A 25,175-nucleotide genomic window follows, 5' to 3' on the forward strand; every position below is an offset into this window, starting at 1 on the left:
CGGGGACGCCTTTCCTTCCCGGCGCGCCGTGCAGAGTGAACGAGCCTGGAGATGCTGATGAACAGACGTGCCCCTTTGCTGGCCCTGGCAGCGGGACTGGTCCTGATGGCGGGCGCCAGCGTGGCCGCCGGTCCGGTGCTGCACCCGTTCCTGGCCGCACAGCCGGAACAGGCGCCGGCGGAAGCGAACCTGGTGGTGGAGATTCCCGCCGGCAGCTTCACCAAATATGAGATCAAGCAGGACGGACTGATCCACGTGGACCGCTTCCAGTCGATGCCGGTGGCGTATCCGGCGAACTACGGTTCGATGCCGCGCACGCGTGCCGGGGACGACGATCCGCTCGATGCGCTGGTGCTGACGCGCGAGCCGCTGCATCCCGGCGTAGTGGTGCGCTTCCGCCCGATCGGCTACCTGAAGATGGTCGACGACGGCGAGCAGGACGAGAAAGTCATCGGTGTGCCCACCGATGCGCTTGATCCCACCTACTCGGGGATACACGATCTGTCCGACCTGCCATTGATCGAGCGCCAGCGGATCGAGGCGTTCTTCCGCATCTACAAGGACCTGCCGATGGGTCGCAATCCGGTACGGCTGGACGGCTGGGGCACGGCGGCCGAAGCGAAGGTGCTCATCGAGGCCTCGATGGAACGCTTCGACGCCGCGCACTGAGCGGTGCTGCCGCGCCGGCCTTACCGCCGCGTGGACATCGGCTGGGTATGATTGCCGGCCCCCACCTGCAAGGTATGCCGCGTGTCCACAGCCCTGGTCTGGTTCCGTCGTGACCTTCGCCTCGCCGACAATCCCGCGTTGCACGCTGCGCTCGAGGCCGGCCATGCCATCGTCCCGGTGTACATCCATGCACCCCACGAAGAGGGCGAATGGGCACCGGGCGCGGCCTCCAATGCCTGGCTGCACCGCTCACTGAAGGGCCTGGACGAGGCGTTGCAGGCACGTGGCAGCGCGCTGGTGCTGCGCCAGGGGGACAGCCTGGCCGAGCTGCAGGCACTGATCAAGGAGACCGGCGCGGAGGCGGTGTTCTGGAACCGCCGCTACGCCCCGGCCACCCAGCCACGCGATGCACTGATCAAGCGCACGCTGCGCGAACAGGGCCTGCAGGCGGACAGCTGCAATGCCAGCCTGATGTTCGAGCCCTGGGATCTGAGCACGCAGCAGGGCCAGCCCTACAAGGTGTTCACGCCGTTCTGGCGCAACGCACTGACCCGACTCCACCTTCCCGAAGCGCATGCTGCACCCGCAAAGCTGCGGCGTCATAGCGTGCGTGGCGGGGATCTGGACGCGCTCGGGCTGCAGCCGGCGCTTGGCTGGGATTCGGGCTTCTGGGAGCACTGGCAGCCCGGCGAGGACGGCGCTCAGGACGCGCTGGGCACCTTCATCGACGGCGCGCTGCAGGGCTACCGCACAGAGCGCGACCTGCCGGATCGGGTCGGTACCTCGCTGCTGTCACCGCATCTGCATTTCGGCGAGATTTCGCCCTGGCAGATCGTCCGCGCGCTGGAAGCCGAGCGACGCGCCAGCCGTGACGCGGACATCGATGCGTACATCCGTGAGCTGGGCTGGCGCGAGTTCGCGCACCACCTGCTGCACCACTTCCCGCAGACCACCACGGAAAACCTCAATCCGCGGTTTGATGGATTCACCTGGGTCACGCCCTCGCCGTCGGACCTGGAGGCGTGGCAGCGCGGGCGCACGGGCGTGCCGATCGTCGATGCCGGGCTGCGCCAGCTCTGGCACACCGGCTACGTGCACAACCGCGTGCGGATGATCGTGGCCAGCTACCTGTGCAAGCACATGCGCGTGCACTGGCTGGAAGGCGCGCGCTGGTTCTGGGACACACTGGTGGATGCGGACCTGGCCAACAACACGATGGGCTGGCAATGGGTGGCTGGGACCGGTGCCGATGCCGCACCCTATTTCCGGGTCTTCAATCCGGTCACGCAGGCCGAGAAGTTCGATCCGCAGGCGCGCTACATCACCCGCTGGGTTCCTGAACTGGCCGCGCTGCCGGTGAAGGCACGCTTCGCACCTTGGACCCAGCCGGCGTTGCTTGCGGAGAAAGCCCCGGGCTATCCGCGTGAACCGCTGGTGGGGCTGGCAGAGGGCCGTGATGCGGCATTGGCCGCCTACAAGCGTACCGGCAGGGGATGAGGGGCGAGGCGAGTGCGCGGGCGTCGTTGTGCTGGAACCTGAACGGGGCTGGGGCCGCGTTCACGATCCTCATCCCCACATCGCGCCGCGCTGTTTATGCTCACCGCCGTCAGCACGCCGGAACTGCCCGGCCTTATAGGAGAAACTCCATGATCCGATCCGCTCCCCGTAACGTGGCCCTCGCCCTGATGACCGCCGCCGCGCTCACCGCGTGCGCCACCGGCGGCTCCTATGTGCAGAGCGATCCGTATGGCAATGAAACGCAGCAGCAGAACAAGACCGGGCGCAATGCGCTGATCGGCACCGCCATCGGTGTGGCCGCCGGCCTGCTCACCGGTGACAGCGCCACCGAGCGCCGCCAGCACGCCATGATCGGCGCGGGCATCGGCGCACTGAGCGGTGCCGCGGTGGGCCAATACCAGGATCGGCAGGAACGCGCGCTGCGCGAGCGCACCGCCAACACCGGCATCGATGTCTCGCGCCAGGGTGACAACATCACCCTGAACCTCCCGGACGGCATCACCTTCGATTTCGGCAAGTCCACGCTGAAGCCCCAGTTCTATGGTTCGCTCAACGGTGTGGCCAGCACGCTGTCCGAATACAACCAGACGATGATCGAAGTGGTCGGCCATACCGACAGCATCGGCAGCGATGCGGTGAACAACCGCCTGTCCAAGGAACGCGCCGATGCCGTGGCGGCATACCTGGGCGGGCAGGGCGTGCAGCGCGCGCGTATCGAGACGCTGGGCGCGGGCAAGGCCTATCCGATCGCCGACAACAGCACCGACGCAGGCCGCGCCAAGAACCGCCGCGTGGAAATCCGCGTCATTCCGCTGCAGCAGTAACGGTCGCACGGCAGCGGTTGCGCAGGGTCGGCAAGGATCGCCGGCACACGGGAATGGCGCCTTCGCAGGCGCCATTCCTGCACCCGGGTTCCGGCCCGGCGCAGGACGGTGGACCAGGCAAGCGGCCCCGTTTCTCAGGCGGCCGCCGTCGGTCGCACCACGATCTCGTTGACATCCACCTCGTCGGGCTGCTCGATGGCGTAGCGCACCGCGCGGCCGATGGCGTCCGGCTGCAGTGCGACGGCGCGGTAGTCCACCATGGCCCGTGCGGCGGTCGGGTCGGTGATGGTGTCCGCCAGCTCGCTCTCCACCACGCCCGGGTGGATGCAGGTCACCCGCAGCGTGCGATGCTCCTGCCGCAGCCCTTCGGAGATCGCGCGCACGGCGTGCTTGGTCGCGCAGTACACCGCGGCGGTCGGTACGACAGACAAGGCGCCGATCGAGGCGATGTTGATGATCTGACCGCTGCCGCGGGCGACCATTTCAGGCAGCACGGCGGCAATGCCGTGCAGGACGCCGCGGATGTTCACGTCGATCATCCAGTCCCACTGGTCCACCTTCAGCGCGGCCATCGGTGACAGGGGCATCACTCCGGCATTGTTGACGATGACATCGACCTGGCCGAAGCGCTGCCGCGCCGCGTCGGCGAAGCCGTCCACCTGGTCGCGGCGGGTGACATCCAGCGGATGCACCAGCACGTCCGCCCCCTGTCCACGCAGGTCCTGGGCCAGGGTTGCAAGGCGGTCCACGCGGCGGGCGCCGAGCACCAGGCGTGCACCGGGCCCGGCCAGTGCGCGGGCGATGCCGGCGCCGATGCCGCTGGATGCGCCGGTGATGAGGATTGTACGGGATGTGGCCATGGCGTGACTCCTGCTGTGGGAAAGGGCGCGGGAAGGGCCCGGTCCACACAGGCTAGGGCGCTCGCCGTGGCACGATAAGATGGCCCGTCCCGAATGCCGTGGTAAGGAGCGCTAACCCATGCCGGCCGATCTCAATGTGCTGCGGGTATTCCAGTACGTGGCCGACGCACGTGGATTCGCTGCGGCGGCCGCCCGGATGGGTGTCACCCGATCGGCGGTCAGCCAGAGCATCCGCAGGCTCGAGCAGCAGCTTGGCGTCGCGCTGGTCCAGCGCACCACGCGCAGCGTCAACCTCACCGATGCGGGGCGGGCCCTGCGCGCGGCCATCGGGCCGGCGCTGGCGGAACTGGATGCCGCCGTGGACGCAACGGTACGCCAGGGCGAGGCGGTCAGTGGGCAACTGCGCCTTGCGGTCTCGTCCATCGCAGAGCGCTTCCTGGCCGGTCCGCTGCTGGCCGGCTTCGCGGCCCGGCACCCGGCGCTGCAGCTGGACATCACCGTGACCGACGAAGAATTCGACATCGTCAGTGCAGGCTTCGATGCCGGCGTGCGGCTGGGGGAGGTCATCCACCAGGACATGGTGGCGGTGCCTGTTTCAACGCGGCAGCGGCAACAGGTGGTGTGCGCACCGGAGTACCTGCGGGGCCACCCCGCGCCGCGGCATCCGCGCGAGCTGCCGGCGCATCGCTGCATCGGCTGGCGGCGCGCGCCGGGCGTGGCGCCCTATCGTTGGGAGTTCGAAGAAAACGGCCGCGAGTTCAGCGTTGACGTGGCCCCGGAAATCACCAGCAACGACATGGGCACGATGGTCCGCCTTGCGCTGGCCGGCGCCGGGTTTGCGTTCGGCATGGAAGATACCTTCCGCGCCGAGGTCGCCCAGGGCCGCCTGGTGACGGTGCTGGAGCCCTTCTGTCCGCGCTTTGCGGGATTCTTCCTGTACTACGCCGGACGGCGGCAGGCGGAGCCGAAACTGCGCGCGCTGGTGGCGTACCTGCGCGAGCGGGAATGACCGCGCGCGTCGGCGCGCGGAGCCGGTTGCTCAGGCGGCGGTGACCGTCTCCAGCACGCGCTGGCCGAGTGCCGCGGTCTCTGTCGCGCTGTCCGCCGTCCCGGCCTTCTCTGACGTTGCCGATTGCTGCTGCGCATACTTTGCCGCAGGGCACTGGGCCATCATGTAGCTCGCATCGAAGTTGAGTTTTTCCACCAGGAAATCGACGAACGCGCGCACCTTCGGCGAGACCAGCCGGCCGCCGGCGAAGACGGCGTTGAAGTCCACCTCGGGCCCGGTCCAGCCGGCCAGCACACGGCGCACCATGCCGGTCTCCACGAAGGGCTTGGCCATCACATCGCCGGTCAGCAGCAACCCTTCGCCGCATACCAGCGCACCGTTGAGTGCGGACACATCATTGGCCATCATCAAAGGCGTCACCGGGAAATCGCGCAGATCGCCACCGTTCTCACCGAGCTGCCAGGTGATGCGGTTCGGATTGGTGTGGTGCGCCTTGCGCATGGCCAGGATGCGGTGGAACTGCAGTTCGTCCGGATGCAGCGGCTCGCCATGCCGCTCGATGTAGGCCGGGCTGGCAAATACCTGCGTGCGCAGCGTCCCGAGTTTGCGTGCAACGAAGTTCGAATCGGGCAGAGCGCCGACACGCAGCGCGAGATCGGCTTCACCGGCAATGAGATCGAGCTTTTCGTTGCCCAGGTGCATGTCCAGCCTGATCTCCGGATACGCCGCGTGGAACTGCCCGAGCAGAGGCGCGATCCAGGTGATGCCGAGCGAGTAGGGCACGGTGAAGCGCAACCACCCGCGCGGACCGGACTGCAGCTGGCTGACCGCGCTCTCGGCCTCTTCCAGCTCGCGTGCGATGCGCTGGCAATGTTCGTGGTAGATCGAGCCGGCTTCGGTCAGCCCGAGCCGGCGCGTGGTCCGGTGCAGCAGGCGGGCGCCGAGGCGCGTCTCCAGCTCCTGCACTTTACGGCTCACGGTGGTCTTGGGCAGTCCGAGCGTCTTGGCTGCAGCGATGAAGCTGCCTTGCTCGACCACCTTGACGAAGATCAGTGTTTCGTTGAGATCGTGGGACATGGCAGGCGCCTTGGACGTCGGGGACGTGACTATGGTGACAAAAAGATTGGACCGGGAGCGGGATGATTATTCCCCTTAAACAGGACTAATCAAGTAGGGGTTTGCGGATCATGATGGCGCCATTCCCGAACTGGAGGCTCATTCCGATGCGCCTGCGCAACATTCTCCGTCACCTCATGCCGCTCCGTGCCGCGTCCCTCGACGCGGCCATGACCGTGGAAGCGCGGCCGAGTGCCCTGGTACACAAGGATTTCCGCGAGTTTACCGCACCTGCGCGCAGCCAGCGCGGTGGTGCACTATCCGTTGCCCCCCACCGGGCCGATCGGTTCGCCTCGATGGGTATTGTCCCGGGGATGGGAGGAAATATCCCGTGAATGGGACGCTGGCGCCCGAGGTCCTGGTCCTTGGTGGAACCGGTGCGGTCGGCCAGGGCATCGTCGCTGCGCTGCTTGAAGCGGGCAGTCCGGTGCTTGTCGCTGGCCGCGATCCGGGGCGCCTGGCCGCCCTGCACGCCTGCTTCGCCGACGAGCCGGCACTGACCACGCTGCTGGGCTCGGTAGCGGACGATGAGTCGGCCAAGACCCTTGCAGATCGCATCTCGGCGCGCCCGCGCCCGCTGGGTGCGGTGATCGCCGCACTGGGCGGCCCCACCGCCCGCGGCCGCGTGCTGGACCGACCGGGCGATGCCCTGCTGCAGACACTGCAGCTGGACCTCATGCCCCATGTACATGCCGTGCGGCATCTGTTGCCCCTGCTGCAGGACCACCCGCATCCGCGCCGTTTCGTGATGATCGGCAGTCCGGCTGGCGTCAAGCCCTGGGCAGCGCACGGCGACTCCTCCGTCAGTGCTGCGGCGCTGCGCATGTATGCGCAGGTCGTGCACCAGGAAGCGCAGGCCATCGGCGTGCGGGCGCAGATGCTGGAAGTGGGCGATCCGGTCTGCACGCCGTTCAACGCCGCCAACGCCTGCAGCGAATGGCCCAGCGCGTTGATGGTGGGCCGCCGCGTGGTGTCCCTGCTTGACCAGTGCAACGACAACCGCGCCATCGTCCGCTGTGACCACCGCGATGCGCAGCTGCCACGCGGACTGCTCAACCTGGATGGCCCGCTGCAATGGCGCGACGCCTGCGGGAGTGCTTGACCTCAACCTTTGTTGAGGTCCCACCATTGCGCCGCCCGCCGTAACGCCGCCCGTCACGGCCTTCGATCTTCGACTCAACGCCTCACCACCTTCTACGGAATTCATTGCCATGAACCTCTCCCCCTCCCTGCAACAACGCACGCGCCGTGTGGCGCTGGCCACTGTCTCCGCACTCGCCCTCGCCATCCTCACTGCGTGCAGTGGCAGCCAGGCCGGTGAGGCCGGTGCGCCGCCACCGCCCGAAGTCAGCGCCGCACCGGTGCTGGTGAAGGCGGTCAGCCAGTGGGACGACTTCAGCGGCCGCGTTGAAGCGGTGGAAAGCGTGGAGCTGCGACCGCGCGTGTCCGGCTACATCGACAAAGTGAACTACGTGGAAGGGCAGGAGGTACGCAAGGGCGATGTGCTGTTCACCATCGATGCGCGCAGCTACCAGGCCGAGTACGATCGTGCCCGTGCCGATCTCGCCCGCGCGCGGACACAGGCCACGCTGGCGCGCAGCGAGTCCGAGCGTGCAAAGCGCCTGAGCGAGCAGCAGGCGATCTCCACCGAGACGTGGGAGCAGCGCCGTTCGGCGTCCGACCAGGCCGGCGCGCAGGTGCAGGCCGCGCAGGCCGCACTCGATGCCGCCGCACTGAACCTGGAGTTCACCAAGGTGCGCGCGCCGATCAGTGGCCGCGCCGGGCGCGCGATGGTGACCGCAGGCAACCTGGTCACCGCCGGCGACGCCGCCAGCGTGCTGACCACGCTGGTTTCGCTGGACAAGGTACACGTGTACTTCGATGCCGACGAATCAACCTTCCTGCGCTACGCCCAGATGGCGCGCAAGGGCACGCGCCCCAGCGAGCGCGAGGCGGCCTTGCCGGTGCGTATCGGCCTGAGCGGCGAGGAGGGCTTCCCGCACCAGGGCACCGTCGACTTCCTCGACAACCAGGTCGCGCGCAGCACCGGCACGATCCGCGTGCGCGCATTGCTGGACAACGCCGACCGCCAGTTCACGCCGGGCCTGTTCGCCCGGGTGCAGCTGCTCGGCAGCGGACAGTTCAACGCCATGCTGATCGACGAGAAAGCGGTGCTAACCGACCAGGACCGCAAGTACGTCTACGTGGTCGACAAGGACGGCAAGGCACAGCGCCGCGACGTCCAGCTTGGCCGCAGCGCCGAGGGCCTGCGCATCGTGGAAGGCGGGCTGGCCGCGGGTGATCGCGTGGTCATCGGCGGGGTGCAGAAGATCTTCATGCCCGGCATGCCGGTGCAGGCCAAGGCCGTGACCATGCAGCCCGGGACCGCACCGGCCGCTCCCACCGCACCGGCAGGGGCCAAGCCGGCCGCCACCGGTACCGAGACCGCTTCGCTGAACTGATCCGACCGACCCGCGCCGACGCACCACCGTTCCCCTGCCACGCCGGCAGGGGCAGGGCAGCTGCATGCCCGCGGCAGCCTCATCAAGGACATTCCCAATGGATTTTTCCCGCTTTTTCATCGACAGGCCGATCTTCGCGGCGGTGTTGTCGATCATCATCTTCGCCGCCGGCCTGATCAGCATCCCGCTGCTGCCCACCGGTGAATACCCCGACGTGGTGCCACCTTCGGTGGTGGTGCGTACGGTGTATCCGGGCGCCAACCCCAAGGTGATCGCCGAAACCGTAGCCACGCCACTGGAAGAGGCGATCAACGGCGTGGAGGACATGATGTACATGAAGTCCGTGGCCGGTTCGGACGGCGTGCTGCAGATGACCATCACCTTCCGCCCGGGCACCGATCCGGATGCGGCGGCGGTGAAGGTGCAGAACCGCGTCGCCCAGGCCCAGGCCCGCCTGCCCGAAGACGTGCGCCGCCAGGGCGTGACCACCCAGAAGCAGTCGCCGACCTTCCTGATGGTGGTGCACCTGACCTCGCCAGAAGGAAAGTACGACACGCTGTACCTGCGCAACTACGCCCGCCTGCACGTCAAGGACGCGCTCTCGCGCATCCAGGGCGTCGGCGATGCGCAGATCTTCGGTGGCGGTGACTATGCCATGCGCGCCTGGCTGGACCCGGACAAGATCGCTGCGCGTGGCTTGACAGCCAGCGACGTAGTGCGCGCCATGCGCGAGCAGAACGTGCAGGTCTCGGCCGGACAGCTCGGCGCCGAGCCCATGCCGAGCAGCCAGTTCCTGACCCTGATCAATGCGCAGGGCCGGCTCAAGGACGAGCAGGAATTCAACGACATCGTGCTCAAGGCCGGCGTCGATGGTGAAGTGGTGCGCCTGTCCGACGTCGCCCGCCTGGAACTGGGCGCCGGTGATTACACCCTGCGTTCGCAGCTGGATGGCAAGAACGCGGTGGGCATCGGCATCTTCCAGGCACCGGGTGCCAACGCGCTGGAAATCCGGGATGCGGTGATCCAGACCATGGATGACATGCAGAAGACCTTCCCGGCCGACGTCAAGTACGAGGCGGTGTATGACACCACCATCTTCGTGCGCGATTCGATCAAGGCCGTGGTGTCCACGCTGCTGGAAGCCACCATCCTGGTGGTGCTGGTGGTGATCCTGTTCCTGCAGACCTGGCGCGCCTCGATCATTCCGCTGATCGCCGTGCCGGTGTCCATCGTGGGTACGTTCGCCGCGCTGTACCTGCTGGGCTTCTCGATCAACACGCTGAGCCTGTTCGGGCTGGTGCTGGCCATCGGTATCGTGGTTGACGATGCGATCGTGGTGGTGGAGAACGTCGAGCGCAACATCGAAGAGGGACTCTCGCCCACGGCAGCGGCCCACCAGGCCATGCGCGAGGTGTCCGGCCCGATCGTCGCCATCGCGCTGGTGCTGTGCGCGGTGTTCGTGCCGATGGCCTTCCTGTCCGGGGTGACCGGTCAGTTCTACAAGCAGTTCGCCGTCACCATCGCCATCTCCACGGTGATCTCCGCGATCAACTCGCTGACCCTGTCGCCGGCCCTTGCCGCGCGCCTGCTCAAGCCCCACGACGCGCCCAAGGACGCTCCGACGCGCCTGATCGACCGCCTGTTCGGCTGGCTGTTCCGCCCGTTCAACCGTTTCTTCAATGCCAGCTCCAACAAGTACGAGCGCGGCGTGTCGAAGATCCTCGGCAAGCGTGGTGCGGTATTCGTGGTGTACGCGCTGCTGCTGGTGGGCACCGGGGTGATGTTCAAGCTGGTGCCGCCGGGCTTCATTCCCACCCAGGACAAGCTGTACCTGATCGCCGGCGTGAAGCTGCCGGAAGGTTCGTCCATCGCCCGCACCGACGCGATGCTGAAGAAGGTCGCGCAGATCGCCATGGAAACCGACGGCGTGGCGCACACCATTTCCTTCCCCGGCCTGAATGCACTGCAGTTCACCAACACTCCGAACACCGGCGTGGCCTTCGTTCCGCTCAAGCCCTTCAGCGAGCGCAACGGCCGCACGGCTGCGCAGATCAATGCCGAGATCAACCAGAAGATCGCCGGTCTGCAGGAAGGCTTCGCCTTCTCGATGATGCCGCCGCCCATCCTCGGCCTGGGCAACGGCAATGGCTACCAGATGTTCATCGAGGATCGCGGCAACCTCGGGTACGGCGCGCTGCAGAACGCGGTGCAGAACATGCAGGGCGCGGTCGCGCAGACGCCGGGCATGGCCTACCCGATCACCAGCTACCAGGCCAACGTGCCGCAGCTGGATGCGGAAGTGGACCGGGTCAAGGCCAAGGCGCAGGGCGTGCAGCTGACCGAACTGTTCGACACGCTGCAGACCTACCTCGGCTCGTCCTACGTCAACGACTTCAACCAGTTCGGGCGTACCTGGCAGGTCATCGCCCAGGCCGACGGACAGTTCCGTGACAGCGTGGAAGACATCGGCAACCTGCGTACCCGCAATGATCGTGGCGAAATGGTGCCGATCGGTTCGATGGTCACCGTCAAGCAGACCTTCGGCCCGGATCCGGTGCTGCGTTTCAACGGCTACCCGGCCGCCGACCTGGCCGGTGAAACCGATCCGCGCCTGCTGTCGTCCACCGAGGGCATGGCCAAGCTCACCGAGATCGCCGGGCAGGTGCTGCCGGTCGGCATGGTGACCGAGTGGACCGACCTGAGTTACCAGCAGGCCACGCAGGGCAATGCGGCACTGATCGTGTTCCCGGTGGCGGTGATGCTGGCCTTCCTGGTGCTGGCTGCGCTGTATGAAAGCTGGTCGCTGCCACTGGCGGTGATCCTGATCGTGCCGATGACCCTGCTGTCCGCGCTCTTCGGCGTGTGGGTGACCGGGGGTGACAACAACGTCTTCGTGCAGGTGGGCCTGGTGGTGCTGATGGGCCTGGCATGCAAGAACGCGATCCTGATCGTGGAGTTCGCCCGTGAGCTGGAGATGGGGGGCAAGGGCATCGTGGAAGCGGCGCTGGAAGCGTGCCGGCTGCGCCTGCGTCCCATCGTGATGACCTCCATCGCCTTCATCGCCGGCACCGTGCCGCTGGTGCTCTCGCACGGTGCAGGTGCGGAGGTGCGCTCTGTCACCGGCATCACGGTGTTTGCCGGCATGCTCGGCGTGACGCTGTTCGGTCTGTTCCTCACCCCGGTGTTCTACGTGGCCCTGCGCAAGTTCGTCAGCCGCAACGGTGGTGGCCAGCTGGTCAGCCACGGCCACGCCACCCTCAAGCATTGATCCGATTCCCTGGCGGCGCCGGGACCGTCCCGGCGCGCCCCTGATGCACAACCCACTGGAGATCCATCCATGAACGCACTCACCCACAAGATCGCCCTGGTCACCGGCGCCACCCGCGGCATCGGCACGGAGACCGTGCGCCAGCTGGCCCAGCAGGGCGTCTATACACTGCTGGCCGGCCGCCGCCGCGATACCGCCGTGGAGATCGCCCTGACGCTGCAGGCCGAAGGCCTGCCGGTGGAAGCACTGGAACTGGACGTCACCGATGCGGCCAGCATCGCCGCCGCCGTGGCCCACGTCAGCCAACGCCACGGCCGCCTGGACATCCTGGTCAACAACGCCGGCATCCTGCTCGACGACACCGCGCTGCCGCCTTCGCAGCAATCGCTCGACACCTGGCGCCGTACCTTCGACACCAATGTGTTCGCCGTCATCGCAGTGACCCAGGCCTTCCTGCCGCTGCTGAGGCAGTCGGCCGGCGCGCGCATCGTCAATGTGTCCAGCATGCTCGGTTCCATCACGCTGCACAGCCAGCCGGGCTCGCCGATCCATGGCTTCATGGTACCTGCCTACAATGTGTCCAAGAGTGCGGTGAACGCCTGGACGGTGCAGTTGGCCTACGAGCTGCGCGACAGCGCGCACAAGGTCAACACCGTGCACCCCGGTTATGTGAAAACCGATATGAACCGTGGCGAAGGTGAGCTGGAAGTGGCCGTGGGCGCACACTCCAGCGTGCAGATGGCCCTGCTGGATGCCGACGGCCCCAACGGCAGCTTCACCTACCTGGGCGAGGTGCTGCCGTGGTGATCAGAACCCTCGCCGTGGCACTTTCCACCGTGCTGCTGGCAGGCTGTATGACGGTCGGCCCGGACTACAAGGCGCCACCGCCGTCCCCGGTGACGCTGCAGGGTGCGGCCGCGCCGGTCTACAGCACCGAAGCCCCGGTGGCCACGTGGTGGGCGCAGTTCGACGATCCGGTGCTGGAACAGCTGGTGCACAACGCCCTGACGGACAATCTGGACCTGCGCGTGGCGGTGTCACGCGTGCAGCAGGCACGGGCCGTGTTCACCGAGCGCCGCCTGGACCAGGCGCCGCACGTGACCGCCGATGGCACCTACGATCGCCGCAAGCAGCCGGACCCGCTGGCCGGCGGCGAGCGGGTCTTCAGCGAGAGCTACCAGCTTGGCTTCGACGCCGGCTGGGAACTGGACCTGTTCGGCCGCCAGCGCCGGGCGGCCGAGGCCGCCCGCGCCGACCTGGACGCCGAATGGGCCAACCTCGCCGACGCGCAGGTGCTGGTGGCCGCCGAAGTGGCGCGCAACTACTTCGAGCTGCGTGGCACGCAGAAACGCATAGCCGTGGCCGAGCACACGCTCATCAACCTGCGTGATACCCAGAACCTGACGGAGACCCGCTGGAACCTGGGCGCGGGCAGCGAGCTGGAGGTGCAGAGCAGCCGCGCGCGGCTGAAGGCCATCGAGGCGGACATCCCGCTGCTGGAGGTGGCGCAGACCCAGTCGCGCCACCGTCTGGCGGTGCTGCTCGGCCTGCGTCCGGATGCATTGAACGGGCTGCTGGCCCCGCGCGAGGTGCCGGCCTTTGCACGCGCGCTGCCACTGGGCGATACGCGTGAGCTGCTGCGCCAGCGTGCCGATGTGCGTGCCGCGGAGCGGCGGCTGGCCGCGGCGACCGCGCGCATCGGGGTGGCCACGGCGGACCTGTTTCCGCGACTGACGTTGACCGGCTTCGTCGGCTTCCTCGGCGGCGATGCCAGCGGACTGGTCAACGGCAGCAACAAGGCATGGTCGCTCACACCTTCGCTGAGCTGGGCGGCGTTTGATTTCGGCACCGTGCGCGCGCGGCTGAAGGCCACCCGTGCCGAGGCCGATGGCGTGGCCGCGCAGTACGAACAGGCGGTGCTGCTGGCGCTGGAGGACACCGAGAACGCCCTCACGCGCTATGCCAAGCAGCAGGCACGGCTGGCGATCGTCGCCGAGCAGGCGCAGGCCGCACGGCGTGCCGAAGCGCTGGCGCAGATCCGCTACCGGGAAGGATCGGAAGACTTCCTCACGCTGCTGGATGCGCAGCGCACCCAGCTGTCCGCCGACGATGCGCTGGCGGCGGCCGAAGCCGAGGTCAACGTGAGCGTGGTGGCGGTGTACAAGGCGCTCGGTGGCTGGGGTCAGGCCGCCCAGCCCACCGTCGCGCTGCTGGACCACTGAAGTACGCCGGGCCAGGGACGGCCCGGTCCTGCCATCCCAGCTGCCGCGATGGAGGCCATCGGTCGAAACGGCGTGAACCCTGCCTAGCCAGCCCGCTCATCGCCCGCTCGCTAGGCTGCGTCTCTACTCCCCACGACGAGGACCACCGATGCGTACGACATCACTCGCCGCCGCCTGCCTGCTGGCACTGGCCACCTTCAGCTCGCACGCCGCCGGGCCGCTGGTCGGGCCCGGGGCCAGGGTTGCCGCCGAACTGCCCGAGCCCTATGCCACCGAGTCCGTCGAGGTCCGCTCCAGGGTCATCGGCTGGCCCGAAGGCCGTACGCCCACCGCGCCAGCCGGCTTCAAGGTCACAGCGTTCGCCAAAGACCTGGACAATCCGCGATGGATCCATGTGCTTGAAAATGGCGACATCCTCGTCTCCGAAGCGAAGACCCGGCCAAAGGGCCAGACCAATGACTCGCCGGACGACGTCAGCGCCGACCGCATCACGCTGTTCCGCGATGCCGACGGCGACGGCGTCCCCGAGCTGCGCCATCGCTTCCTCGCCGATCTCAATCAGCCATTCGGCATGCTGCAGCGTGGCGACCAGTTCTACGTCGCCAACACCGACGGTGTGTACGTTTACCCGTATACGCGCGGGCAGACCACCCTTACCGGCAAGGGCCGCAAGATTCTCGACCTGCCGGCCGGTGGCTACAACAACCACTGGACGCGCAATATCCTGGCCAGTCCGGATGGCCAGTACCTGTATGTCACGGTAGGCTCGGCCAGCAACAATGGCGAGTATGGGCTCGAGGAAGAAAAGCGTCGTGCCAACATCCTGCGCATCCGTCCGGATGGCAGCGATGAAACGGTGTACGCCGCAGGCCTCCGCAATCCCAACGGCATCGCCTTCAAGCAGGGCCGCATGTGGACGGCGGTGAACGAGCGCGATCACCTGGGGGACAACCTCGTACCGGACTACATCACCGAGGTGGAGCAGGGCGCGTTCTACGGCTGGCCCTATGCTTACTTCGGCCCGATCGAAGACCCACGCCTGAAGGGCAAGGCGCCGGAACGGGTGAGCAGGACACGGGTGCCGGATTTCTCGGTGGGGCCGCACGTGGCCGCCATGGACATCACCTTCTACGACGGCACGGCGTTCCCCGCCAAATACCGCGGCGGTGCGCTGGTGGGGCTGCACGGTTCGTGGAACCGTGCGCAGCTCAATGGTTACAAGGTGCTGTTCGTGCCTTTCAGCGGCAACGCGCCGGTGGATGCGGCGGAAGATTTCCTGACCGGGTTCGTCAAGGAAGGCAGCACGACCGAGGCCTACGGACGACCCGTAGCCTCCGCGGTCCTGGCCGATGGCAGCGTGCTGGTCAGCGATGATGCGGGCAACACCATCTGGCGGGTGGTCTACGAAGGTTGACCGTCCCCCAGGCGCGGGTGACGGTGCATGGTCACCCGCGCCTGGGGAGGGCGATCATTCCGGCCAGTCCAGCGACACCACGAGCGGGAAATGGTCCGATGGCAGCACGCCATTGACCTTGGCATCGACGGTGTCGAAGCGGCGCGCCGTGAAGCCGCGCACCAGCACCCAGTCCAGTTCCCGGGTGGCCTGGCCGGTGAAATCGTGGAAGGTGGGCTTCGGACCCTGCGGTGTCTGCACCTGGGTGCGGGCGTCGCGCAGTGCCGTGGTGAACGCTTTGTACGTTTCGCTGCCGGGCTCGCTGTTGAAATCGCCGGTCAGCACCACCGGCACGCGGGCCGGCAGTGAGGCGATGTGCGCGATGATGGCCTGCGCCCCGCGAACGCGCGCGCTTTCGTCTTCTTCGCGGTAGGGCAGGTGGGTGTTGAGCAGATAGAACTGGCGCCCGTCATCGAGCCGCTTGAACAGGCCCCACGTCACCATGCGCGGATAGGGGTGGCCCCAGCTGATGCTGCCCGCCACCGCCGGGGTATCGGACAGCCAGAAATTGCCCGACTGCTCCAGCGCAACCACCGCGCCGTCGTAGAAGATGCCCATGTGCTCGTCGCCGTCGCCGCCGCGGCGTCCTTCGCCGAACCAGCGGTAGCCCGGCAGGCGTTCGGCCAGGTAATCCGCCTGCGCCTTGACCAGTTCCTGCGTTCCCATCACCACGGGCCTGGCGTCCTTGATGACCGCGACCATGGCCTCGCGACGGTCCTCCCAGCGGCGGCCCTGTTCGGTATCGGCCGGGGTGCGCACGTTGAAGGACATCACGGTCAGCGGCGCGGCGGCGGTGGGCAGGGTGATGGCCAGGAGCAGGACGGCAGCAGTTCGTTGGAAATGTTTCAGCATGGCGGGCTCAAGTGGAAACGTTTACGGCGAAGTCTCGCACAGGCCGGCGCACGACGCGCACTCTTCATGGCCGGGTGGCGGGGCGCTCACTTCTCGCCCACATCGCGCGCAGTAAGGTTCATGACAACGCGATTCGCATCTGTTTCAAAGGACACGACATGATCAAGTGGGCCATCATTTTCGCCATCATCGGCGTCATCGCCGGTGTGCTGGGCTTTGGCGGCATCGCCGGCGGCGCCATGGGCATTGCCAAGTTCCTGTTCTGGGCGGGCATCATCGTTGCGGTGATCCTGTTCGTGCTGGGCATGACGATTGCCAAGAAAGTCACCTGACCGTTTCCCGTTCCGGTGACCCTGACGCCGCGTCGGTATTCGACGCGGCGTTTTTCGTTGTGGGTGCCCGGCAGGCCGCCATCGGGTTGGCTTATGCGGGCAGAACGCATCTTGAGGATGCACGTTACGATGGCCTTCTCCCGATTGCCGCAGGACTACCCCGATGGACTATCAGCTGATCATCAAATTCTGGAGGAAGTCGCTGGATGACGAAGCATTCCTGCCGATCCTCGAAGCCCAGCTCGCGAGCGCGTTGGGAAAGACTGCCGTGCTGGATGGCTTCGACGTGAGCGCGAAAGAAATCAATCTGTTCATGAATACTGCCGAGCCGCGTCCGGCGTTCCGCCGCGCCAAGGATGTGCTCGAGGCATTGGGCGTCATGCACAGCGTCTCGGCCGCATATCGCCTGGTGGGTGGCGCGCAGTTCACTTCGGTGTGGCCGCAGCGCATGGCGCGCAAGTTCACGCTGCCCTGAGCGGGGGAGGGGGCCGGCGCAACGGGGCGGGCCTGGAATCCTTGCGGGACAGCGCAGGCTGCGCCGACCGCTGACCGCTGACCGCCGGCCGATGCAGTGGCAGAATAAAGGGCTGCAGACGCCTCATGCCTGGCAAGGATGGCCGCTATCACCATGGACCTGCTCGTAGCCGCCACACTGGTATTTGTAACGGTCGCCCTGTGGGCCACCGGACGCCTGCCTGAGTACCTCACGGCACTGATCTTCTTCGCCGCGGCCACGGTCACCACGACCGTGCCGGCAGCCACGATCTTCTCCGGCTTCGCGTCAGCCGCGTTCTGGCTTGTGCTGAGCGGGTTCGTGCTGGGGGCTGCGATCAAGAAAACCGGCCTGGCCGACCGGCTCGCGGGCGCGCTCCAGCCTCATCTGGCCGGATCTTGGCTGCGCATGGTCGGTGGCACGGTCGCGGTCACCTACGCCGCTGCTTTCGTGATGCCTTCCAACATGGGGCGCATCGCCCTGCTGATGCCGATGGTGCTGGCCATCGCCGAGAGGTCCGGAATCCCTCCGGGGTCGCGTGGCTGGTTCGGTCTTGCGCTGGCCGTGGGCTTCGGCACCTTCCAGCTGTCGGCCAGCATCCTGCCTGCGAACGTGCCGAACCTGGTCATGGCCGGAGCCATCGAATCCAGTTACGGCATGCACCTGCACTACCTGCCGTACTTGATCACGTTCACCCCGGTGCTGGGACTGTTGAAGGGCGGTCTGGTCGTCGCGTTGGTGCACCGGCTGTTTCCGGCCTGCCCGGAACCCATCAAGACGGTGGCCAGCACTGTCCCTTGGAGCTCGCGGGAGCGCCGCCTGGGCATCGTCCTGCTGTGCACGCTCGGCATGTGGGTCACCGACGCGTTGCATGGCATCTCGCCTGCCTGGGTTGGCCTGGTTGCCGCGTGCGTGTGCCTTCTGCCGCGCGTCGGGTTCCTCACCAGCGATGAGTTCGGCCAAGCGAGCAACTTCCGCACCTGCCTGTATGTCGCTGGGCTGCTTGGCCTCAGCGCCTTCGTTGCCGCGACCGGGCTGGGCGACACACTGGGTGACCATGTCATTCCCTTGCTGCCGCTGGATCCGGTCAATCCCTTCACCAGTTACCTTTCCGTGCTCGGGCTGGGCGAACTGCTCAATGCGGTGACGACGGCCAACGGCGTGCCGGCGGTGTTCACGCCGCTGGCAGGGGACATCGCCCACGCCTCGGGATTGCCCCTGACCACCGTGCTGATGTTCCAGGTCCTCAGTTACTCAACCCCGTTGTTTCCCTACCAGGCTTCGCCGATCGTGGTCGCGATGATGATGGCCAATGTGCCGCTGCGCCAGGGCATCAGGCTTGCGTTATGGCTGGCACTGGCGACGTTGCTGGTGCTGGCACCCCTGCAGTTCCTGTGGATGCATCTGCTTGGCTTGATCGGGGGCTGAAAAGGGCGAAAGGTGCAGCGGCGCCTGGGCATCGCGCTGCCATGGCCGTTCGCTGCCTACGGGAATACCCCAACCGTCTCACAGGCTGCAATGGAACCGACCGGACGACCCCGGACAACAAAAAAGCCGGAACCCCTTGTTTCACCAGGGATTCCGGCTTTCTGTGGCCCGTGAAGGACCTTTCATTGGTGGAGGTGGGCGGAGAGGTCTCAAAAGACCTCTAACCCACTGATTCCAATAGCCATTTTGAATATGGGTGCGTTAGTGCGACGATACCTCAAACGATACTTGATCGTAGATCGAACGGATGGGGCAGCACAAGGCCCATGCATCGCCGATACTCATAGTTCGCCCGGAAGCGCCTGCAAGGACGCCAGCAGGTAGCACTCTTCACTCAACCATCGACCCACTGACTAGGCACCGCGATGTTGAAAGAGTTTCCCAAGCCGCTCGCGATAACAGTTGGTGACGTTGTGGGTTCCTACTACTACAGTCATCGGCGCCTGGAGACCATGCTGTATGAGGCGGGCGCGTCCGGGGACATTCCGGAAGGCAACTGCGTCGATAAGGTGACGAACTGGCTGGTCAGGGAAGGCAGGGATGACGTATCTAAGTCCTTCTCCATCCTGGGCAATCTGATCGAAGACATCATGGATGGCGAACTCCCCTCTTGGGAGCCAGAGAAGAAGCTCAACGCTCGTAAGCGAATCAATGATGCCTTGGCGCGCTATCAGCTGTCTTACGGTTTCGGTGGCCGGATTCTGGGTGCGCACTCGGTCACTGCTCCGAGCAAGGCGTTCGGCGAAGCGCTGAAGGAGTTCTCTGTCTCCGAAGTTGAAGAGGAGTTTGAACGCGCCGTCAGGTTCATTGAATCCGATCCAGCCGCAGCGGTTACGGCGGCATGTGCGATTGTTGAGGCGTTGTGCAAGCACTACATCGCTACAGAGGGGCTTGAGCTTCCTTCAAACCAGACCGTCAAGCCACTTTGGGTAGTGGTTGCTAAGCATCTGAAGCTGTCGCCTGAGCAGTTGGAAGATGATGATCTCAAGCGAGTTCTCGCAGGGCTTAGCTCGATCATTGATGGCATCGGTGCCTTCCGGACTCATGCGGGTAGCGCCCACGGGCAACACAAGCGCACGTATAAGGTCGCTCCGCGCCATGCTCGACTAGTTGTCCACTCCGCGCACTCACTGTGCTTGTTTGTTGTGGAGACCTGGAAGGAACGCAAGAAGAGCGGTACAAGTAGGCTGAAGGCTTAGGGGGGGGCTATGGGGGTCGTTGGCTTTCTGAAGTCGCTTCTGGGGACAAGGCCTCCTGACGTTCCTCAAGGTCAGGTGCCGCAAGAGGCTGACTACAAGGCGCTCGAAATCACGCCAAGCGATGACGTGTTCGATTGCTACGACGCCGTATTCGACCAAGCGATGGCGAAGGTGTCAGGTATGCCTGCCGAAGACGTAGACGCCATCAAGGATTACATCATGGCTGTTGAAGGCGGCTTCTTGAATGCTCACGGATACTACGAGCACGTATGGGAGAACTACTTCGCAGGTCGTTCTTGGCGATGGCTTGAGCATGAGGAATGGCTATCGGTCTTCTCGGAACTGGGTCGCTTCCCGCTCAACTTTCCTCAGCCCGTGCCGTCTCAGCGGCCATCCGTTTCTTCATTGTTGCAGCGGATGAAGGTTGCTGACTTGAAACAGCTGTGTAAGTGCTGCTCAGTGAGTTTCAACTCAAAGACTAACAAGGCCCAGCTGATTGGGATGCTGGAACTGATTCCCAATATAGAGAAGCAGCCGCAGCTTCAGGCCATCGCGTCTCAGCTCAACTCTGAGGCGAGGCGGTCCCTCTACTCTCTACTTATGCGGACAATCCAGTTCCGGGCAATGAGTCTGCACAACAGGAGAAGATCTCACGCCATCGGAGTGACGGAGTTCAGGGTCATGCACACTTTCGAGCAGGATAGAGAGTTTGTGGAGTTGGCATGGAGGAGAGTGCCAGATGGACTTCCCCCTTTGTTTCCGGGCGACATGAGCGGACTACGCTCCGTAATCCCATCATTTGATAGCTAAGCTCTGCAGCCCTAAGGATGCCCGAAAGAGCGCTGCGGGGCTCTTTATTGCACTTTTCAATTGCTGGTGTTACTTGATTTGTGATGCCAAAGCATGGGGTCTTCGGTGGAATCTATTTGCCTCTAAAGAATCTAGCTTCCCGGCCGATATGATGATCGGTGGTTTGGTCTATCTCGCCAGATTAAATAATTTGCAAAGACGGAATGCTGAATTTTTCGATAAAAGGGAATATTTCTAATGTGGAAAAAAAGCGATGCAGTTGGTCTTATTGGGGTTGCAGCGGTCGTCTCCGCCGGGCTGTGGATTGTATGTCCTGTCATAAACAATCCGGCGCTTAGTTTAGGATTGCGCATCGGCATCGGCTTAGCGTTCGTGATGGCGATTACATTTATTGCTGATAGCATTTACCTAAGCGTTATGCAGGTGGGTAGGACGTTAATCAAGCTGCGAACAACCTTAATTTTTATCTATATCGCCATCCTCCTGGTTGGATTTGGCGTTTCCAGATTGCTTGTTCTCTTGGGATGGTGAATCGAGTTTCTTTTTAAAGGTGAGATACAGTAGAATTGCATAAATAACTATGGCAAATGCAATCATTAACATAAATTAGTTCCGTGCTTTTAATTTGAAATATAAATAGCACGGTTTTGATTTAAGTAAAGTGGTGCTCTATCGCCGCTTATCGCTCTTTGTATTTTGTATGTAGCTCGATCTGCAGCTGAATTTGAACTGATTCGGAGCATTTGAATTCAAGGGGAAATATGAAAAGGATTCCACTGACTGTAGCCGCAGGCTTCGCTCTGGCGGCCTCTTTTTCCGTTGCGGCTCAGAGCCATTCGGTAAAGGGGCACTATCGTTCGGACGGTACATACGTCCAGCCTCACCACCGTAGCAATGCGAACTCCACCAAGCTGGACAACTACAGCACCCAAGGAAATTACAACCCCTACAACGGGAAGTCCGGGACTGTAGATCCTTACAAGCCGACGCAGAGTAATCCATACGGTAGCCCCTACAACCAGCCGAAGACGCAGCAGCGTCGATCCGGTTACGGCTACTGAAGTCTAGGGCCCCGCAGATGCGGGGCTTCTTTTTTCATAGCCTCTCGCCAGCAAATACGGCCAGTTGTACGCTTCATCTTCCGGTGCTTGTCTAACATGGCGCCTCCACTAGTCCTGTAGCTGCGTTAGCTGTAGGACTGAACTCGAACGCATTCACCATGAACCTATGAGAGGCAGAAGGGATGGGAGAAACATCGAGCACCGCGACTTCGGACGGTGAGCTTGTAGCGGTCAGCAGTAGGATGTTCGAGAACATCAGAGATCAGCTTGTCGCTGGCGAATTTCGAGTAGAACTATTTGACTGCAAGGCGGTGCAATGCGTCGAGAACGAGCCATTGGTCTTCGAGGGGATTGGCGTCGTCAGCCAGGCGAAGGATGGAAGCATTGAATTCACGCTCCTGTGCCAGAAGGTTGACGCTCGCTTCGATCCATTCGTAGAGCTTTTCAGCGACTTGGAACCCGGCAAATTGGTGGAAGACAGGAGTCGCTATAACATTTCGGGGCACGACTCGCTTGGAATACGGTGGCGGTGTCAGCGTCAGATGTTGGGCGTAGACCAAGGGCAAGAGTTAAGGCTCACTTCAAATCTAACAAACCTGGTTGCGGAGCAGAAGTCATCCCGAAAGGAACTGGAGAAGGAATACCAAGGCTGGTACTTTTCAGGTGATCTGAAGATGCCGACTCGACCGCATTCGAAGAAGTGGGAGCATGAGCGTGGCTCGACTTCCTGGAAGGGAGTGGTCGATCATCATGGAAATTCAGAACTCTCGTTCCATGCGCCCCAAGAGGGCTTCAAGCAACGATCAGAGGACTTCCTGCGTGGTGTAGCGATGCTGTGTGGGCGTCCACTTTCGCCGATGTGCGGGTATCGTTTCTTTGGCGACCGGCAAGTAGTAGAGATCTTCGGGTGGCGACGCGACCCTCATCGAAAAGTGATGGTCCCTTTTGTTCCACGTGCGTGGCGATATGCCATATCTTGGAACGAGTTTTTGGAGGCGTGGATTTCCGTCGAGCGTCAAGTAGGCGACCGTAGAGCACAGACATTCATCTTCCATCACTTTGCCCGCATCTGCTACGCCCAGCAAGAAGGTATCGAGAACGGAGCGCAGGTTCTTTCCTCTTCTATTGAGGGCATGCTCGCAAGCTTGTTTATGACGAACGACGATAAGGATCTGGAGTTTGCTCGGCTTATCGAAGTGACGCTTGATTCGGCTTCAAGCGCTGGTCTCGATCTGGATGAGAGGATTGTAAGGCTCTTGACGAAGAGTAAGGAGAACGCAGAACGACCAGGTATAAAGAGCGTTTTCCAGAGTATGATTCGTCGCGGGCTTCTGAATCCAAAGCTCTTCGAGGCGTGGACCAAGATTCGTCACAAGGCTGCGCATGGAGAGCTGCTTGGAATCACGGACCAAGAGCATCAGAAAATGTACGACCGATTTTTTATATGCATAGAGACCTTCAAGAGATTGGTGTTTGATGTCGTTGGCTATGCCGGGACCACTGTTGACTATCAGAAGGCAGGGTGGCCAGTGATCGAGAAAAAGCTAGCAACCTCTACTGGTGATGGATCAGAACCATGACGTTCCGCTTTCCGGTTGGACCCTCTCACGGTCGCCGCAACATCTGCGGCGAGCAGGGCGAGCTCACTGCGAATCACCCGTGGGGTCGCCATCATGGATAGAACCTCTTCTTGTCCTTCAAGCAACGCTTGAACTGCCCCTTGGCATAGACCGGAAGCGCGACTGCAGGTCGGTATTTCTCCAAAGTCTCTATCTGCTTCCTGCGCATCAGGGCGGGCTTCTTGTGGAAGTAGGCCTCGTGAAGCACGGGCACACGCTTGCTGACGGAGTGGCCGGTGATCAGAGCAATGTCTTCGTCAGGGACGTTCTGGTGGTGGAGTTCGGTGGCGATTGTGTGGCGGAAAGCATGGAAACCAACACCTCTAGGGAAACCAAGGTCCTTCATGTAGCGGCTGAACTGGCTAAGCGCTGCCAGGCTATATCGAGCATTGGTCTCACCTGTCTTACGGTTCACACCAGCGGATAGGTGTGGGAAGAGGCGAGGGTGGCCGCACTCTCTGATGTCATCCATGAAGTCTAGGAAGCCTGCGTCCAGCAGCGGCTTCGGGATAGGGATGGTCCGGATAGAGGCCTTGCCTTTTAGGCTTTGACGACTCCTGAGCCGGGTCCGGTTCGCTAGGTCAGGATCTACGGTCTTCTGGATGCGGATGCACCAGACATCGCTCTCCTGGACGATGTCGGCCACCTTCAGCTGAGCGACTTCGTTGATGCGTGCGCCCGTATACAGGCCGATCATGGGAAGCCACCAGCGATGCGGATACTTGCTTGCCCAAGGAATGAAGGTCTTTGGGTCGAAGATGCGCCTTAGGTCTTCCTCATCAAAGAGGCGCTCAGGCTTGTTGGGATCGGTGACCAGGTCTTTCTTGATCTCCGCGAACGCAGCCATGGGAGACGCTTCAATGGCTTTCGTCTTGACCAGCTGATTGAAGAAGGAGACCAGGAAGCGTCGATGTCGTTCAAGTGTTGCAGGAGCAAGCTGAGGAACGTCTAGCTCCTTGCCGCAGGCAATGGCTTCTTCATAGCTAATCCCTCGATAGGCGGGGTCAGAGAAGAGGCCTGGAGGTGACCAGCGCATGAGGTCCCAGAGTCGGTAGATGTGCGGGTGGTCAATGCGAGAGACGGGGATGTCGCCGCAGGTCATCTGGAGAAGCCGCAGCGTGCGCGCCGTGGAGTCGATGGTCTCTTGTGCGAGGCAGCGGCGTTCCCGGTCCCCCAGGTAGTCCTTGATCTCTACGGACAGAAGGCGGGCGGGGTGGCCTGCGGAGAGTGGCTCAAGGTAGCGCGTTCCTGCGGCATTGATGCGAGAGCGTCGGGAGCGCTCCATCGCAGCGTTGAGGATTTCTTGCGCATGGATGGCTGCTTCGCGTCCGGTGATGACCAGCTCATCAATCCGGAAGCGTCCGATCTTGATGCCCTTAAGGTGCAGCGTGTCCTCGGCGTCTGGATTGAACGGGAAGTCCCTAAGGAAATTCTTTACTGTATTTGGCACTGCACTGTCTCCGTGGTTGATGGGAGCAGTGCTAAGGCCTAGCTTTGATTCGTCAAACGAGATCTAGAGGGTTGGAGCGTTGCTTAGGCATTCGCCGGAACGTAGAAATTAACGCGAATACTTTTCTGGTGAATTAGTCCAATGTGCCTTTTGGAGCCTTGTCGCGTAATGGTTTGCCTTGGGTGACCGCTTCTATCTTGCAGTCATTTGTGTACTGTACGATTTTTAGAGTGCTTACGCCTAAGCGTGCTTTCTTACACTAATGGCATTTAGGCATTGCGACCGTTATCACATTATTTAAGTGCTGGCGAATTTTGCTGAACGTGTGTCGTAACACTAGCTCGCGGTCATGAGCCTGACGACCTATTCTCATTAATCCGTACTGCGGACAAATCCAACATGATGAACTGAATTTACGTCTGCAGTGAAGCGGCCTGATGCAGATTCGCGAGCACGGTCGAAGAGCAAGA

At 63.4% G+C, this 25,175-nt stretch carries 22 protein-coding genes; 18 read left to right on the forward strand and 4 right to left on the reverse strand.

Annotated features, from left to right (window positions below; genetic code table 11):
- Positions 1 to 57: 57 nt before the first annotated feature.
- From FHY09_RS10785 to FHY09_RS10795, 3 genes are all read left to right on the forward strand, one after another.
- Positions 58 to 669: an inorganic diphosphatase gene (locus tag FHY09_RS10785; RefSeq protein ID WP_456362782.1), complete on the forward strand. Its 612-nt coding sequence runs from the start codon at positions 58 to 60 to the stop codon at positions 667 to 669.
- A gap of 81 nt (positions 670 to 750) precedes the next feature.
- Positions 751 to 2,166: a cryptochrome/photolyase family protein gene (locus tag FHY09_RS10790; RefSeq protein WP_166926873.1), complete on the forward strand. Its 1,416-nt coding sequence runs from the start codon at positions 751 to 753 to the stop codon at positions 2,164 to 2,166.
- 149 nt (positions 2,167 to 2,315) lie between these two features.
- Positions 2,316 to 3,011, forward strand: coding sequence for an OmpA family protein (locus tag FHY09_RS10795; protein ID WP_166926874.1), 696 nt, complete (start codon positions 2,316 to 2,318; stop codon positions 3,009 to 3,011).
- 134 nt (positions 3,012 to 3,145) lie between these two features.
- Here FHY09_RS10795 and FHY09_RS10800 read toward each other — a convergent pair whose 3' ends face one another.
- On the reverse strand, positions 3,146 to 3,871 hold the full coding sequence (locus tag FHY09_RS10800; protein WP_166926875.1) for an SDR family oxidoreductase: 726 nt from the start codon (positions 3,869 to 3,871) through the stop codon (positions 3,146 to 3,148).
- A gap of 118 nt (positions 3,872 to 3,989) precedes the next feature.
- Between FHY09_RS10800 and FHY09_RS10805 the strand changes: the two genes are divergently transcribed.
- Positions 3,990 to 4,880: a LysR family transcriptional regulator gene (locus FHY09_RS10805; RefSeq protein ID WP_166926876.1), complete on the forward strand. Its 891-nt coding sequence runs from the start codon at positions 3,990 to 3,992 to the stop codon at positions 4,878 to 4,880.
- A gap of 30 nt (positions 4,881 to 4,910) precedes the next feature.
- Here FHY09_RS10805 and FHY09_RS10810 read toward each other — a convergent pair whose 3' ends face one another.
- Positions 4,911 to 5,957, reverse strand: coding sequence for a LysR family transcriptional regulator (locus FHY09_RS10810; RefSeq protein WP_166926877.1), 1,047 nt, complete (start codon positions 5,955 to 5,957; stop codon positions 4,911 to 4,913).
- 146 nt (positions 5,958 to 6,103) lie between these two features.
- On the opposite strand from FHY09_RS10810, the gene FHY09_RS10815 reads away from it, so the two are divergent.
- From FHY09_RS10815 to FHY09_RS10845, 7 genes are all read left to right on the forward strand, one after another.
- Positions 6,104 to 6,331 (forward strand): hypothetical protein, encoded by a 228-nt coding sequence (locus FHY09_RS10815; RefSeq protein WP_166926878.1) that lies wholly within the window; start codon positions 6,104 to 6,106, stop codon positions 6,329 to 6,331.
- Complete coding sequence (locus tag FHY09_RS10820; protein ID WP_166926879.1) at positions 6,328 to 7,098, forward strand: SDR family oxidoreductase; 771 nt, start codon at positions 6,328 to 6,330, stop codon at positions 7,096 to 7,098. Before FHY09_RS10815 ends, FHY09_RS10820 begins: the two co-directional genes overlap by 4 nt.
- 109 nt (positions 7,099 to 7,207) lie before the next feature.
- Positions 7,208 to 8,458 (forward strand): efflux RND transporter periplasmic adaptor subunit, encoded by a 1,251-nt coding sequence (locus FHY09_RS10825; protein ID WP_166926880.1) that lies wholly within the window; start codon positions 7,208 to 7,210, stop codon positions 8,456 to 8,458.
- Positions 8,459 to 8,555: 97 nt separating this feature from the next.
- Positions 8,556 to 11,726, forward strand: coding sequence for a multidrug efflux RND transporter permease subunit (locus FHY09_RS10830; RefSeq protein ID WP_166926881.1), 3,171 nt, complete (start codon positions 8,556 to 8,558; stop codon positions 11,724 to 11,726).
- 69 nt (positions 11,727 to 11,795) lie between these two features.
- Positions 11,796 to 12,533, forward strand: a complete 738-nt coding sequence (locus FHY09_RS10835) for an SDR family oxidoreductase (protein ID WP_166926882.1) — start codon at positions 11,796 to 11,798, stop codon at positions 12,531 to 12,533.
- Positions 12,527 to 13,948 (forward strand): efflux transporter outer membrane subunit, encoded by a 1,422-nt coding sequence (locus FHY09_RS10840; protein ID WP_166926883.1) that lies wholly within the window; start codon positions 12,527 to 12,529, stop codon positions 13,946 to 13,948. The genes FHY09_RS10835 and FHY09_RS10840 overlap by 7 nt, the downstream gene beginning before the upstream one ends.
- 148 nt (positions 13,949 to 14,096) lie before the next feature.
- On the forward strand, positions 14,097 to 15,362 hold the full coding sequence (locus tag FHY09_RS10845) for a PQQ-dependent sugar dehydrogenase (protein ID WP_166926884.1): 1,266 nt from the start codon (positions 14,097 to 14,099) through the stop codon (positions 15,360 to 15,362).
- A gap of 54 nt (positions 15,363 to 15,416) precedes the next feature.
- Here the strand turns inward: FHY09_RS10845 and FHY09_RS10850 are convergent, their stop codons facing one another.
- On the reverse strand, positions 15,417 to 16,253 hold the full coding sequence (locus FHY09_RS10850; protein WP_166926885.1) for an endonuclease/exonuclease/phosphatase family protein: 837 nt from the start codon (positions 16,251 to 16,253) through the stop codon (positions 15,417 to 15,419).
- Between the two features lie 158 nt (positions 16,254 to 16,411).
- Between FHY09_RS10850 and FHY09_RS10855 the strand changes: the two genes are divergently transcribed.
- From FHY09_RS10855 to FHY09_RS10885, 7 genes are all read left to right on the forward strand, one after another.
- Complete coding sequence (locus tag FHY09_RS10855; protein WP_166926886.1) at positions 16,412 to 16,585, forward strand: DUF1328 family protein; 174 nt, start codon at positions 16,412 to 16,414, stop codon at positions 16,583 to 16,585.
- Positions 16,586 to 16,748: 163 nt separating this feature from the next.
- Positions 16,749 to 17,060, forward strand: coding sequence for a hypothetical protein (locus FHY09_RS10860; RefSeq protein ID WP_166926887.1), 312 nt, complete (start codon positions 16,749 to 16,751; stop codon positions 17,058 to 17,060).
- Between the two features lie 153 nt (positions 17,061 to 17,213).
- A complete protein-coding gene (locus FHY09_RS10865; protein ID WP_208407773.1) occupies positions 17,214 to 18,506 on the forward strand; it encodes an SLC13 family permease in 1,293 nt (430 codons plus the stop codon).
- Positions 18,507 to 18,931: 425 nt separating this feature from the next.
- Complete coding sequence (locus FHY09_RS10870) at positions 18,932 to 19,765, forward strand: abortive infection family protein (RefSeq protein WP_005409132.1); 834 nt, start codon at positions 18,932 to 18,934, stop codon at positions 19,763 to 19,765.
- 9 nt (positions 19,766 to 19,774) lie between these two features.
- On the forward strand, positions 19,775 to 20,575 hold the full coding sequence (locus tag FHY09_RS10875; RefSeq protein ID WP_166926889.1) for an SAP domain-containing protein: 801 nt from the start codon (positions 19,775 to 19,777) through the stop codon (positions 20,573 to 20,575).
- Positions 20,576 to 20,812: 237 nt separating this feature from the next.
- Positions 20,813 to 21,106, forward strand: a complete 294-nt coding sequence (locus FHY09_RS10880) for a hypothetical protein (RefSeq protein WP_032965766.1) — start codon at positions 20,813 to 20,815, stop codon at positions 21,104 to 21,106.
- Positions 21,107 to 21,878: 772 nt separating this feature from the next.
- Positions 21,879 to 23,216 carry a hypothetical protein gene (locus FHY09_RS10885; RefSeq protein WP_134968054.1) on the forward strand — a complete coding sequence of 446 codons (1,338 nt, stop codon included), beginning with the start codon at positions 21,879 to 21,881 and terminating at the stop codon, positions 23,214 to 23,216.
- A 91-nt stretch (positions 23,217 to 23,307) separates the two neighbouring features.
- Here the strand turns inward: FHY09_RS10885 and FHY09_RS10890 are convergent, their stop codons facing one another.
- Positions 23,308 to 24,705 (reverse strand): site-specific integrase, encoded by a 1,398-nt coding sequence (locus FHY09_RS10890; RefSeq protein ID WP_166926890.1) that lies wholly within the window; start codon positions 24,703 to 24,705, stop codon positions 23,308 to 23,310.
- Positions 24,706 to 25,175: the final 470 nt, after the last annotated feature.

The organism is Xanthomonas sp. 60 (assembly GCF_011761925.1).